Raw genomic sequence first — 12,472 nt, forward strand, 5'->3', positions numbered from 1 at the left:
TGCCGCTTTCCGATCTTACCCGGCAAGGGCAGGGCGCCGGGGAAAGGGAGCTGCGCCCGGCGTTCTCACGGCCTCACAGCACCACGATCAGCCCGCTCTCGTGATCGTAGTCAACCTTCGCTCCCATGTTCTCCATGACGAAGCGCAGGGGCACCAGTGTGCGGCCCTTCTCGATGACGGCGGGCACGTCCAGTTTGACGTTTCTGCCGTTGACTGTGGCGTTGAGGCTGCCGATGGTGAGGGTGATGTTGACGTCCCCGTTGACGATGGTCACCTGTTTGTTTTTCCCGTTCCACTCGACGTTACCACCCAGGGCCTCGGCGAGCCCCCGCACGGGTACCAGCGTCCGGCCATTTCTGATCACCGGCTCGACACCGCCGAAGTCGGGACGCTTCCCGCGCACGTAGACCCTGATCTTCTTCTCCCACTTTTCCCTGTAGAGGTGCTTCAGGTGCTTGTAGACCTCCTCGCTGTCCGGAGCAGTCTCGGCTGCCAGTTCCAGCGCCCCGGCAGCCCTCCGGTAGCAGCCCATGAGGGAGTAGATCCGGGCGGCGTCCTGGTAGATGTTCAGCCGCACCCGGTTGTTCATCTCGTACCGGTAGGTCAGGCGCACCAGTTCGTCGGTGAGGAGCACCAGGGCCTCTGCGGCCTTCTCTTTTTCGGCGAGGATCTCTTGGTACCTCCAGGTGAAGTGATAGAGCTTCCTCACCACGGCGGAAAGCCGGGCGGCGTTTTTCTCTCCGGTACCTTCTATCTGCCGCACCAGGGCGGCGAAGTTCGTCCCGTAAACCTTCCCCCCGACGGTTTCCTTTATGGCCTCATCCAGATAAATCGCCTGGGCGACGGCCTTTTCCAGGCCCCTCTGCTCCGGCTCCGGCCCGCCCTCTTCATCGGGGTTGCCGGCTATATCCGGCGCCGGGTGCTCTTCTTCCAGAGCGGACAGGGGGCGCCTGGTTTCCGGACCGGCGTCTCTCAGGGTGACTTCCAGTTCATCCTCGTCCATTTCCTCCAGCAGGTCGACGTCCAGTTCCTTATTGACGTTCCCGTAGGCCTTCCCTCCGTCCGGTGGGGCAGCGGCCGCCCCGGTGAGGCACAGGGAAAGCACCAGAATCAGGGATAGCGTTACGGAAATGACCTTTCTTTTCAAGAGATAAACCTCCTTCCTTTTACTTCCGGCTGCCGGCCTTCCCCAGGGGAGTGACCCGGCAGCTCCGTTATGGGCACTCTTCTACTCCATAAGCGCCTTCTGCTCCGACAGGGGAGGGAAGCTTCCGGACGGGTCAGAAGCCCGCCATTTGGAGCGCTGAGCCTGCTCATGAGAGGTCTTCCGGCCTTTATTGCTCCGCGTATTACCGGAACGGCAGGTATGCTGCCCGGAGCGCTCCGGTCAAGAAAGGGACCGGGCTGATCGCGCCTGCTCCGGGGGGAAGGCTGAAGCCGCCAGCGAGGTGTCCCCCGGGCGTTTCTTCAGGCGCTTTTCAGCGTTTTTTCCAGCTCCTCCAGCTGCCGGAGGGTCCCCTTCAGCACGGCGTTTCTCTGCTGCTGGATGTTTATGATCCTGTCCATTTCCCTAATGCAGCCCTCGGCGTTCCGCATTTTTTTGTGCGACCGCAGCCGGGACATCACCTGCCCGACGGACAGTTCTTCCGAACTGAGGGAGGTTCTGCTCTGCCGGAGCAGGGCGGTTGCCTGCCTGATGCACTCCATCTGTTCTTGAGTGAGGGGGGTTCCCTGCAGGCGCAGCTGCTGGATTTCCCTTTTTACGTCTAGGCTCTTTTGCCTGACCTGGGCCTTGAGGCGGTTCGTCTCCCCTTCATTGTGGATAATGCTTCCGATCCTCTTCGGCGTCGTCTGGCAGAATGATTGCCACCAGCTTTTGCCGTTGGAGGTGTTCTGGGACTGGACCTGCTTTTGGTTCTTCTCCCCGGCCCTGACGGCAAAGCCGTGCCCCGCATAGGCAGTTCCTGCCCCTACCAGAACGGCGGCGGCGAGCAGAAGCGGGATGAACTTCTTTCTGAGCACTTTTACCCCTCCTCCAGTTCTCCGGTGTCCACGGCATCCAGGGCGTCCAGCGCCCTGATCAGGGCGTCCAGTTCCCGGTCGACCTCCTTCAGCATCTCGTCGGCCTCCTCACCCGATCCCCTGTTGTTGCTTTTGATGACGATTTCCTCTTGCTTTTCCTCTTTCTTCTCCGCAGCCCCGCCGGGGTTATCCGCTGCCCCCGGGCTCCCCGCGCTCTCGTCCGTCTGCACCGCTGACGGGGGGCTGCCGCCGGGGCCGGCATCATCCCCCCGCAGCCCGCAAGCAGCGCCCGAAACCAGCAGGCAGGCGAGGGCAATTCCCGGCAGGAATTTCAGGAATTTATTCCAATAAACTCTCTCGCTCAAAGGGCATCACCTCGTCGGAGGCGCCTTAACCTCTCATATGCGATCCCCCCTTTCCGAGGGGATCGTAATTGAGGATCGTCAACAGCTTATATGAAAAATGTAAAGAGAATGTCAATTCTTACCGGACCGGCGCAGCTCGGGCACGGCAGCAGCCGTTTTTTTGAAGCCGGAACGCCGCCTCCGGAGCTGCCCGGCCGGCCGGTGACGCTCCGGACGGACCTCTTGACCGCCGCCGGCAGGCCTCCGTTTGTCTGCCCCGGCACCTGCGGGACTTGCGAACGCAAGGCCTTCCGTCCGGGCGACCATTTTGGGAAAGGGGTAAGCGTCCCTGCCCGCTTCGGCGTGCCCGGTGCCGGCAAGACGGCAGCCCCAAAGCTCCGCGGCCGGTATCTCCTGCCTTAAGTCTCAATCCCGGGCAGCTCGACGGAGATTTCCGTCCCCCGTCCCGGTTCGCTCCAGGCAGAGACTCTTCCCCCGTGCAGCTCCGCCAGCTCTTTGACGATGGCCAGGCCGAGGCCGCTGCCCCCTGCGGAAGCGTCCCCGGCTCTCGACCCGCGCTGGAACTTTTCGAAAATGCGCTGAAGTTCCTCCTGGGGGATGCCGGTTCCGTTGTCCCGCACGGTGAGCACCACCTGGCCCCCCTGGCGGCTGATGATGACCAGGATCTCCCCATCTTCGCCGGTGTACTTCACGGCGTTGCTGAGCAGGTTGAGGAGTATCTGGCGGAGGCGGTCGCGGTCCCCCGACACCATTACCCGACCGGAGCCTGGATGGGGTTCGACCGCGATCTTCCTCCTTCCGGCCAGGAGCCGAAACTCCGCCGCGGCCTCCCCGGCCACCTCCAGGAGGTCCACCGGGGAGCGCCGCAGGCGGATGCTTCCCGCCCGGAGCCTGGCCAGTTCCAGCAGGTCGCTGACGAGCCTGGTGAGCCGCTCGCTCTCCGCCCCGGCCAGCCGCAGGTACTTCTTCTGTTCCTCCGGGGGGATGATCCCGTCCAGGATGGCCTGGATGAAGCCCCTGATGGAGGTGAGGGGGGTGCGCAGCTCGTGGGAGATGGTGGCGATAAACTCCTGGCGCGACCGCTCCAGATCCCGGAGCCTCTTTCTCATGAAGTCGAAGGAGGCGGCAAGCTGCCCGATCTCGTCATCCCCCGATGCCCGGATTTCCTTGTCGAAGTCCCCCTGCGCCAGAGCTGCGGCCGCCTCCGTGATCTCCACTACCGGTCTGGAGAGGCGGCGGGAGGTCAGATAGATCACCGCTCCCCCCGCCAGCAGGGCGAAGAGGGCGGCGCCCCAGATGATGCCGTAAACCCGGAAGAGCGTCCTGTTGACCTGATCGATGGGGGAGAAGAGGAGCACCATCCCGGACACCTCGCCTCCGCTCTTCACCGGCATTCCCACGAACACCACGTAGGTGTTGAGGCCGGGAGAGAAGTGCTTCTTTCTGATTACCGTCTCCCCTGCCAGGATCCTCTTGGCGTCGGCCAAAAGAGGGGCTTCCTTGACCCCCCTTCCCCCTTCGGCGCTGAGAAGCTTCCGGGCGCTGTCGCCCTGGTAAATAAAAAGGCGCGCTCCGGTGGCGGCGCCGAGGGCATCCACCATCTGGTTGAGTTCGCCGCGGGTGATCCGGCCGGCGCTGCAGGAGAGAACCCCGGCTGCCGCCTCCCTCCCGGCGGCCAGGAGCTGCTGCTGCTCTTGCCGGAAGATGAAGTCGTTGAAGAAGCGGGTAAGCATGACCGCCAGCACCCCGACGATCAGGACGACGATGGTGAGATAGGTAAAGAGCAGCTTCTGAAAGATGCTCCTGGACAACTGCAACACTCCTGTTCGGTTTCAGGAATTGCCGGAGTTGAACCCGGCGGCAGCAGCGTTAAAAGGAAGTGCCTTCATAATCGGCCTTGGCGGCGGGCTTTTCCTCAGAAGCCGCTTTGCCATTATTCGCCGCCGGCAATCGACAGGGGCTTTAAGCCTCGAACTTGTAGCCGATGCCGTAGATCGTCCGGATCCGCCAACCGGCAGGGGGCTTCAGCTTTTCCCGCAGCTTTTTCACGTGCATGTCCACGGTGCGGGTCGTCCCGGGGTAGTCGTACCCCCAGACCTCTTCCAGGATCCTGTCCCTGGAGAGGACGATATTTTTATTGCGGATCATGAACTCCAGCAGCTGGAACTCCTTCGGCGTCAGCACCACCTGCTTCCCGCCGCAGGTCACTTCATAGCTCCTGCTGTTGAGGCGCAGGTTCCCGGCGGTGAAAACGCTTCCCGCAGAGCCGTCGCCGCTCACTTTCCTCAGGCGTGCCCGCACCCGGGCGGCCACCTCCCCGGGGTCGAAGGGCTTGACCACGTAGTCGTCCGCTCCCAGGTCGAGGCCGGCGATCTTGTCCTCACTGGCGTCCCTGGCGGTGAGCATGATGATGGGCACGTCGCTCTCCTGCCTGATCAGGCGGCAGACCTCCCAGCCGCTGATCACCGGCAGCATGAGGTCGAGGATGACCAGATCAGGTTTGCCCTTCCGAAAGGCCTCCAGGGCGGCGCTCCCGTCGTGGGCAAAGAAGAGGCTGTACCCCTCCCGGCGCAGGTAGAGCTCCAAAAGGGCGCAGATATTCCGGTCGTCGTCAACGATGAGGATCTTTTCCTTTCTTTCCATCTGTTCCCGCCCCTTTCTCCGCCAGCAGGTCTCCGATGGGCTGTGGTTGGCTTTCAACAGTTCGCCTCAACGGTTTGCTCTCAAGGACGCCGGCCGAAAGCCGGCCGTTCTCGCACTTCCGTCGGGCAGAGCCGGGTGAGGCCCGGCGCATTTCCGCCGGCGTTCGGCCGGGTCGCCGATCGACAGAGGGAATTTGCCGGGAGAACGGCTGCTCCGCCGGCGGGCAACTGCCGCCGGGAGGACCGTCCGGCCGGTCGGGAAAGGCAGCGCCGGCAGGTGTGCCTGCGGTAGGGCCGCCTCCTCCGCCGGCCTTTCACCGGCAGAGAGCCTTTAAGGAATAATTCGCAGCTAAGAGGCCGTTCTCCTTTCTTTCTTTTTACTTGCCTTGTCCTTCATCCGGCGGCACCGTTCCCCCTCCTCTCCGTGGGAGCGAAGCCCTCGGCGGCGTCAACCCCACACCCCCTCCGGCCCGCCGGGAGGGGCGGCGGATGGTGGGCGTAGGAACACCTCCCGGTCAGCCCCCCTACCTGCAATGTGCATCGGTTAATTGTGGTAGAATAACAGAGAGCAGTCCCGCTACCGGGCGGAAGCCGGGCGGCGGGAGATGCCGCTCCGGGAGGCCGGAGGCCTTAATAAAGCGATGCGAAACAGGATCTTACGGGATATGGATACGGGACGGTGAAAGGAATGGCGAGCGATCGGCACCGCCGCAGCAGCCTGGCGGAGGAGGCGAAGAAGATCGCCCTGCTTACCCGTTTCGTCACCCGGGTTTTCCCGGGGGTGGAAAGGGAATTGGGGCGCTGGCGCCGCTTTCTCGACCGGGCGGGGGATGAAGAGCTGCGCTCGCAGGGGCTGGCCAGCATCGAAAAGAAGAAGTTTCACTGCCTGGGCGGAGCTGTCTATGCCCTGATGGAGGGGGCGCACAGGGACACCTTAAGATTCATCGTGGCCTTTCAGACCATCAGCGATTACCTGGACAACCTCTGCGACCGCACCGGCTGCCTGGAGGCAGCGGCCTTCCGCAGGTTGCACAGGGCGTTTACGGACGCCCTCGAACCGGAGGGTGGAACCTCCGGCTACTACGACCTCTTTCCCTTCAAGGATGACGGGGGCTATCTGGATGCCCTGGTGGCCGAATGCCGCCGGGTGCTGAGGCGGCTTCCCTCTTACCCCGTCGTCAAGGATGCCGCCCTGCGCCTGGCGTCACTCTACTGCGACCTGCAGACCTACAAGCACACCCACGCCGCGCTGCGGGAGAAGTACCTGGAGGAATGGTTTGCCGCCCACCGGGACGGCTGCGGCGACCTGGACTGGTGGGAGTTTGCGGCGGCTACCGGTTCCACCCTGGGCATCTTCGCTCTGGTGGCCGCTGCCGGCAGGGAGGGTCTCGACCCGGCGGCGGCCGGGGAAATAGCCGCCGGCTACTTTCCCTGGATCTGCGGGCTGCACATCCTGCTGGACTATCTGATTGACCAGGAGGAGGACCGGCGGGAAGGTGACCTCAACTTCGTCTTCTACTACCCGGATGCCGAAAGGGGTGTGCAGCGCCTCTCCTTCTTCCTCCGGAACGCCCTGGAGCGGGCATCCGGGCTCCCCGACCCCCTCTTCCACGTAACGGTGGTGCGGGGGCTTCCGGCCTTTTACCTTTCCGACCCCAAAGTACGGGACCAGGGGCTGGAAGAGGCCGCCTACAGGATCCTGGAGGCGGGAGGGGAGGAGGCCCTGCGGCTGTACCGCGCCTGCTGCGGCCTGCGCCGGCAGGGGAAGATCTAGCTCTTCCTGGTGGTTACCAGTTCGGCGATCCTCTCGAAGGCGGCGCGCACCGGGCCCGGCGGGAAGGAGGCCAGGCAGGCCAGGGCCCTTTCCTGAAACTCCCGGGCCTTCATGTAGGCGCGCTTGAGGGCGGCGGTTTCCAGAGCCGCCTTTTTGATGTAGGCGAAGTCGGCGGGTGTGCACCTGCGCCCGGCGATGATCTCCCTGATGCTCCCCCCGCATTGCGGGTTCTGCAGGAGGTAGATCACCGGAAGGGTGAGGATGCCCTGGATGAGGTCGCAGCCGGCGGGTTTGCCGATGGTTTGTTCGTCTGCCGAAAAGTCCAGTAAGTCGTCCACGATCTGAAAGGCCAGGCCGAGGTTGCGCCCGAATTCCTTCCGGGCGTGCACCACCTCCGGCGGAGCCCCGCCGACCTCTGCTCCCGCCCCGCAGCAGGCTGCTACCAGGGAGGCGGTCTTCTTGTAAATGCGGGAGAGGTAGTCCTCTTCCGTCTGGGTGTGGTCGAAGAGGGTGGCCATTTCTTCGATTGCCCCTTCGCACATCGCCTCGATGGCCTCCACCATCAGCGGAAGCGCCCTCCAGGTGCGCCTGCCCGAGAGGAGGGAGAAGGCCCTGGCAAAGAGGTAATCCCCGGCGAGGACGGCGGTCTGGTTTCCCCTGGTGGAGTTGATGGTGGGGAGACCGCGCCTTTTTCCGGCGTTGTCGATGATGTCGTCGTGGATTAAAGATGCCGTATGAATCAGTTCCGCCGCTACCGCCACGTCGACTAGCGGCTCCCAGTCCTGCTGCTCCTTCCATCCTGAAAGGAGAACCAGGAGGGGGCGCAGCCTTTTTCCGCCCGCTTCGATAATCCGGGCTGCCAGCCCGCCCAGGGTTTTGTTGTGCCCGGCGGTGATCTCGAGGATTTGGCGCTCCACTTTTTGAAGAACGGGGGAGAGATTCAGTTCCTGCTGCCAGACTAGAGAGGTCATGATTGACACCTGCCGTAAGTGGATGTGAATTTATTATTCCCTGCCGGGGGCGGTTTTCCTCATTGCCGGCCGCCTCGAAAGCCCGGCGGCAGGGACATCCGTGCCTGGGTAAATACTGGATCAGAAGCTTAAAAAACACCCCTCCCCGGAGGGTTTTAAGTCCGAAGCCCTTCCCTTAGAGGGGGGTAGGCGCATCAAAGCGGCTTCACCGTGCAGCACAGGGCCTGCCGCAGGGTTTCCCGCGAGCCCTGCCGGGGAAGAAAAGCTTTACGGGCTCTCCGGAACGTAGATGCTGCGCCCCAGGTGGCGGTCGTAGCCCGTCCAGTGACCCTCCCTCCGCCCGGCCTTGATGACCTGCTCCACCTGGTTTAAGCGGGCGGACATCAAGTCGGCGTGGTGCAGGGCGACCGCCTCCAGGGTGTGGGGCTCCTCCACCGCCCCCCACTCCTTCTGCCCGTGGTGCGAGAGGATCAGGTGCCTGAGGTGCAGCTCCAGCCTCCCGGGGAGGCCGCCGATCTGGGCGATTCTGTCCCGCACGAAGTCGTGCCCCAGAATGACGTGCCCGCCCAGCAGGCGGCCGGCCTCGGTGCGCCGGAAGGTCAGGGCTTCCTGGTCGTATTCCCAGAGCTTGCCGATGTCATGCAGGCAGGCTCCGGTGAGCAGAAGGTCGCGGTCGATCATCTCCCCCTGGACCCGGCAGACCTGCTCGCAGTAAGCCAGCACCTCCAGGGTGTGCTCCAGCAGCCCTCCCCCGTAGGCGTGATGAATGGTGCGGGCGGCGGTGGCCCGACCGAAGCCGTCCAGGAAGTCGGGGGTGAAAATGTTTTTGAGCAGTGCTTTAAGGGGTGGGGTTGATACCTTCTCCAGCTCCAGCGTGAACTGCCGGAGCATCTGGGGGATGTCCTTTTCGGTGACCGGGCGGAAGTCGTTGAGGTCCACCTCTTCCTTCTTCACCCTGGTGCAGGTTTCCAGGTTGATCTGCAGCCCGTTGAACTCGGTGACGACGCCGTGGATGATGACGATGTCCCCGGGGCTGATGGAGCGGTAGAGGTCCTCCGCCAGCGCGGGATCCCAGACGCGCCCCTCCACCTTGCCGGTGCGGTCCCCCAGCAGGAGCTTTAAGAAGTTGGCGCCGCTCTTGGTCTTGGCAAGACTGACGTCGAAAATGCCGAAATACGTCGCTACCTCCGCACCAGGCTGCAGGGTCTTCACCCACTGCGTCTTCACCCACCATCCCCCTCTCCCGGTCTTGAAAGCCGATGCTGCGGGCCCCTTGGGGATTTTTTGTTCCTCTCTTGGTGCCGCCGGTGGCGGCATGGCGGTCTTCTAAGAAAAGCCGCCTCGTTCCCGGCTGCGCTCTCCTTTCGTTCCGCTCCGGCTCCGCCGGAAGATGAATTCCTTTCCGGAAAAGCTTCCGGGGCTTTACTTCTGAGTCTTTTCAGACGTCGGCCGGCTTCTAACTTTTAGCCGAAAAGCGGAAAACGCCGGAGGCCCTCAGCGTCGTCAGATTGGAGCCCGTTACCTTTGATTATATTTAGATTATAACAGATGTCGGTCCGGAAAACAGTTTAGTCCTTGTGAATCTTCTGAGGGCGAAAATTGTTGAAAAAGTGCAGAGAAGCTCCCCGATTTGCAGTATAATTTTAAGAAACTGCACAGGTATGAGCATAAAACTTCGGGCAATGGGGGGTGAAACTGTGGCAGTGATGATGAACAAAACGAGGGAAGCGCTGAACCGGGAACTTCTGGACCTGGTTCTGCAGGAAAAGGGCCTGGAAGCTCTGGTAGCCTCCCTGGGGCGGTTTCTCGAGAGGCCGGTCTTGATGCTGGACGGGGACTTCAATCCGCTGGCCTCCTCGGATAAAGAGGCCATCTTCAAAGCGGGGGAGATCAAAACCGGACTGCTGGAGAATTATCCGTCCACCGCCGGCCGGAGCCGGGTTGTCGTCGCAGCGGACGGGGAGCCGCTTCCCCTCTTGCTGCAGCCGGTCCGGGCGGGTGCAGAACTCTTTGGATTCCTCTGCCTTCTGGAAGAAGAGGGCGCCCTCTGCCCTCCGGATGAGGAGGCGGTGGAGCAGGCGGCGCTGGTGGCGGCGCTGGACTTTCAAAAGCGCCGGGCTGTCGAGGAGATCGAGCGCCGCTATTTGAACGACTTCGTCAGGGACCTGCTGGAGGGGAGGATCGAAACGAGGGCCACCGCTCTGCACAGGGGGAACATCTACAAGTGGGACGTCACCAGGCCGCAGGTCTTGTTCGCCATCAAACTCGTGACGCCTTCGGGATATGGAATTGCTCATCCCAGCATCGCAGGGAGGATGCAGTATCTCCACAGGCTGGAAAGCAGAATCAGGAGCGTGATGCTGGAGCACTCCAAAAACGACTACCTGGTGGCGCACATGGGGGACGTCAACGTCATGCTCCTCGTTCCGGAAGCGGACTCCCCCGCTTCCGTCAAACAGGAGTGCCTTAATATCGCCGGGCGCCTCATCCCTCAGCTGCAGAAGGGCATTGACGAGCAGGAGCTGATCGTCAAGATCGGCATCTCCAGGGTCTGCCGCGACTATTCCGAACTCCCCGACGCCTTCCGGGAGGCCCTGGAGGCCATCCAGATGAACGTGGAGATGAACTCCTCCGGTGCGGTCGTCCACTACGACGACTTAGGTATGAGCAGGCTGCTGATGCGCGTTGAGGATACCAGGGAGCTGGAAAAGTACTGCGAGGAGCACTTAGGGGACCTGATTAGATATGATGAGAGCTGCGGTACGGAGCTTTTAAAGACCCTGATCGCGGTGATCGAAGCGGACGGCAACCTCAGGCAGGCTTCAGAGAAGCTGTACATCCACTACAACACCCTGCGCTACCGGCTGCGCCGGATAAAGGAGCTGGCGGGAATCGACTTCAGCTGCTGGCAGAAGGTGGCCAGGGTGGTGGTGGCGATTCAGGTCTACCGCATCCTCCGGGCGAGGAAGAAGATCGCCCAGTAAGGGCCGGATTCTTTTCCACTCTTCCTGCCCGTTTGTCAGGCGGCAATAAAAGCTGCCCTTTTAAATGGCACTTCTTAACAAGGACAAAGGGAGTTGTTAGTGATAAAATCTTAAGACAAGCAGCCGGCTCCGGGCCGGCGGTGTGAATTAGGCCCCCCCGTTGGGAGACGAACAAAGTAAGGGGATGGTTTGCCATCTCTTTAGCTCTGTCCCCATCCCTTGGTAGTTTGACAGACGCTCTTTCGTCTCCCAACATCTATTTTTAAATCCGGATCTTTTTTAATCCCGAGATCGAACCTTACGATTTGCGCCTGAAGATACACTTTCCGGGCGGCCTCGGAAGCCCTGCGGCAAGACAGCAGCAGGAGCGGGGCGGTGCGGCCGCAGCCCCATAAGCTTAAAAAATTAACGAAAGGGTGATGGCAGTGGAAGACAGGGAACTGGCGAGAATACTGGAAGAAGTATCCGAAGAGATGGAGCTCATGAAGCAGCGCCTTCTCTGGAAAATCACCTGTCACAGGAAGCGCCGGGAAGCCGGGAGCGATGAAAACGACGGGAGGCCGCCCGAAAAACGCGAATGGAGCTTTTTCAGCCTCGATTAGCTGAGAGGTGGAGCCGAATACGGTTTCTGCTTCGCCCAAACCTAAAAGTAATCTGAACGTAAGAAAAGAAGAAGAGGCCTCAATATGCGGCCGTCCTTGCGGATGGCCAAGTCCCCCCCTACAGAACATGAGGCCTCTTTGTTTATTGTTCGCCACGTGTGCGCACCGAATTCTACTATCCGCGGGTCGCCACGAGAACGAATTACGAAACTTGGGAGGCAGCCGGGGGCAAGGACACCTGGACAAAGGCCGAGGAGGAAGCGAGAAAGATCCTGGAGAACCACCGGCCGCAGCGGCTGCCGGATGACGTCGTCGCCAGGATCATGGAAATGGAACCGGGAATAATCGCTGTTTAGTAAGAGTTTTTGACCGGATGATGCCGGGGCGGGGCCGTTGGAGCGCCTCCTGCCCCGGCCTTATTTCAACAGGCGCTATGGGTTTGATTCCCCAACAGTCCGAACCGAAAAAACCTCCCAAAGTGTTTGACAGGCGGCCGGCCGTCGGTTATAATTATGGTACACAGGCGGGAGTAGCTCAGTGGTAGAGCACCGGCTTCCCAAGCCGGGTGTCGCGGGTTCGAATCCCGTTTCCCGCTCCATATTTTTGAATACGGTGCGGCCCTCCCGGAAGAGGTTTCGGGAGGCTTTTTATTTGCGCCGAAAGGCGAAGGGTAGATCTTACCATCAACGGGGGTTTTTTCTTAGCGGCACCTCGGGTAAGCGGATGAAACCGGCGGCATCAAAATGACCGTCAAAAGCGGCTGCCTCGTTAATTCCCAGGCGGCGCATGAGAGCAAAGCTGGTGCAGTCTGTAAAACTGAAATTTTGATCGCCGTACTTAAGGAAAAGCGACCATGCTGTTTCTTCATCATCGGCGTTCAGGCGTATCAGAGTACAGATCTTGCTCTCCCGCAGGTGTTTCCCGTATTTAACGGCTACGTGGTGGCCGAAGTCATACCGCAGGATAGTCATTAATTCGTCAAAAACGAAGTTAGAAGTTACAAGGGTAGCAGATATATGGTTGAGAAAAGCTGCTGCCTCCTGGTGATGGGGGTCACCGGCAAAGGCATGGGCGTACCAAAAGCTTGTATCTACAAATATCTGTCGCATTTT

The 12,472-nt window shown here is 61.3% G+C and carries 13 protein-coding genes and 1 tRNA gene; 6 read left to right on the forward strand and 8 right to left on the reverse strand.

Annotation, left to right across the window (positions count from 1 at the left end):
- Positions 1 to 73: 73 nt before the first annotated feature.
- The 3 genes from TPH_RS00945 to TPH_RS00955 form a co-directional block, all read right to left on the reverse strand.
- On the reverse strand, positions 74 to 1,147 hold the full coding sequence (locus TPH_RS00945) for a copper amine oxidase N-terminal domain-containing protein (protein ID WP_015049350.1): 1,074 nt from the start codon (positions 1,145 to 1,147) through the stop codon (positions 74 to 76).
- Between the two features lie 320 nt (positions 1,148 to 1,467).
- Positions 1,468 to 2,022, reverse strand: a complete 555-nt coding sequence (locus tag TPH_RS00950; protein ID WP_015049351.1) for a hypothetical protein — start codon at positions 2,020 to 2,022, stop codon at positions 1,468 to 1,470.
- A gap of 2 nt (positions 2,023 to 2,024) precedes the next feature.
- Complete coding sequence (locus tag TPH_RS00955; protein WP_015049352.1) at positions 2,025 to 2,387, reverse strand: hypothetical protein; 363 nt, start codon at positions 2,385 to 2,387, stop codon at positions 2,025 to 2,027.
- Between the two features lie 108 nt (positions 2,388 to 2,495).
- Between TPH_RS00955 and TPH_RS00960 the strand changes: the two genes are divergently transcribed.
- Positions 2,496 to 2,789 (forward strand): hypothetical protein, encoded by a 294-nt coding sequence (locus TPH_RS00960; RefSeq protein ID WP_148275803.1) that lies wholly within the window; start codon positions 2,496 to 2,498, stop codon positions 2,787 to 2,789.
- Here TPH_RS00960 and TPH_RS16140 read toward each other — a convergent pair.
- Together TPH_RS16140 and TPH_RS00970 are read right to left on the reverse strand one after the other, a co-directional pair.
- Positions 2,786 to 4,198, reverse strand: a complete 1,413-nt coding sequence (locus TPH_RS16140) for a sensor histidine kinase (protein WP_015049354.1) — start codon at positions 4,196 to 4,198, stop codon at positions 2,786 to 2,788. The two genes, TPH_RS00960 and TPH_RS16140, sit on opposite strands and share 4 nt — an antisense overlap.
- Before the next feature lie 151 nt (positions 4,199 to 4,349).
- Positions 4,350 to 5,030, reverse strand: coding sequence for a response regulator transcription factor (locus tag TPH_RS00970; RefSeq protein ID WP_015049355.1), 681 nt, complete (start codon positions 5,028 to 5,030; stop codon positions 4,350 to 4,352).
- Between the two features lie 687 nt (positions 5,031 to 5,717).
- Between TPH_RS00970 and TPH_RS00975 the strand changes: the two genes are divergently transcribed.
- Positions 5,718 to 6,803, forward strand: coding sequence for a tetraprenyl-beta-curcumene synthase family protein (locus TPH_RS00975; RefSeq protein ID WP_015049356.1), 1,086 nt, complete (start codon positions 5,718 to 5,720; stop codon positions 6,801 to 6,803).
- On the opposite strand, the gene TPH_RS00980 is transcribed toward TPH_RS00975, so the two are convergent.
- Together TPH_RS00980 and TPH_RS00985 are read right to left on the reverse strand one after the other, a co-directional pair.
- Entirely contained in the window at positions 6,800 to 7,774 is a 975-nt protein-coding gene (locus tag TPH_RS00980) for a polyprenyl synthetase family protein (protein ID WP_015049357.1), read from the reverse strand. The genes TPH_RS00975 and TPH_RS00980 overlap by 4 nt on opposite strands.
- Before the next feature lie 267 nt (positions 7,775 to 8,041).
- Positions 8,042 to 9,001, reverse strand: a complete 960-nt coding sequence (locus TPH_RS00985; RefSeq protein ID WP_015049358.1) for a 3'-5' exoribonuclease YhaM family protein — start codon at positions 8,999 to 9,001, stop codon at positions 8,042 to 8,044.
- A gap of 479 nt (positions 9,002 to 9,480) precedes the next feature.
- Here TPH_RS00985 and TPH_RS00990 point away from each other — a divergent pair, with 479 nt between their 5' ends.
- From TPH_RS00990 to TPH_RS01000, 4 genes are all read left to right on the forward strand, one after another.
- Positions 9,481 to 10,758, forward strand: a complete 1,278-nt coding sequence (locus TPH_RS00990; RefSeq protein ID WP_236608842.1) for a PucR family transcriptional regulator — start codon at positions 9,481 to 9,483, stop codon at positions 10,756 to 10,758.
- A gap of 419 nt (positions 10,759 to 11,177) precedes the next feature.
- Entirely contained in the window at positions 11,178 to 11,360 is a 183-nt protein-coding gene (locus TPH_RS14980; protein WP_148275804.1) for a hypothetical protein, read from the forward strand.
- Between the two features lie 158 nt (positions 11,361 to 11,518).
- Positions 11,519 to 11,716, forward strand: coding sequence for a trimethylamine methyltransferase family protein (locus TPH_RS00995; protein WP_028991195.1), 198 nt, complete (start codon positions 11,519 to 11,521; stop codon positions 11,714 to 11,716).
- Positions 11,717 to 11,883: 167 nt separating this feature from the next.
- Positions 11,884 to 11,958: transfer RNA gene (locus tag TPH_RS01000), tRNA-Gly, on the forward strand.
- Between the two features lie 85 nt (positions 11,959 to 12,043).
- Here the strand turns inward: TPH_RS01000 and TPH_RS01005 are convergent.
- A complete protein-coding gene (locus TPH_RS01005) occupies positions 12,044 to 12,469 on the reverse strand; it encodes a type II toxin-antitoxin system VapC family toxin (RefSeq protein ID WP_015049361.1) in 426 nt (141 codons plus the stop codon).
- Positions 12,470 to 12,472 lie beyond the last annotated feature (3 nt).

Source organism: Thermacetogenium phaeum DSM 12270 (assembly GCF_000305935.1).
GTDB classification, from domain to species: domain Bacteria; phylum Bacillota; class DSM-12270; order Thermacetogeniales; family Thermacetogeniaceae; genus Thermacetogenium; species Thermacetogenium phaeum.

Coding starts and splice junctions, on each gene's coding strand:
- TPH_RS00960 (WP_148275803.1), top strand. CDS start 2,496: ATGTCAATTCTTACCGGACCGGCGCAGCTCGGGCACGGCAGCAGCCGT.
- TPH_RS00990 (WP_236608842.1), top strand. CDS start 9,481: ATGATGAACAAAACGAGGGAAGCGCTGAACCGGGAACTTCTGGACCTG.
- TPH_RS00975 (WP_015049356.1), top strand. CDS start 5,718: ATGGCGAGCGATCGGCACCGCCGCAGCAGCCTGGCGGAGGAGGCGAAG.
- TPH_RS00980 (WP_015049357.1), bottom strand. CDS start 7,774: ATGACCTCTCTAGTCTGGCAGCAGGAACTGAATCTCTCCCCCGTTCTT.
- TPH_RS01005 (WP_015049361.1), bottom strand. CDS start 12,469: ATGCGACAGATATTTGTAGATACAAGCTTTTGGTACGCCCATGCCTTT.
- TPH_RS14980 (WP_148275804.1), top strand. CDS start 11,178: ATGGCAGTGGAAGACAGGGAACTGGCGAGAATACTGGAAGAAGTATCC.
- TPH_RS00970 (WP_015049355.1), bottom strand. CDS start 5,030: ATGGAAAGAAAGGAAAAGATCCTCATCGTTGACGACGACCGGAATATC.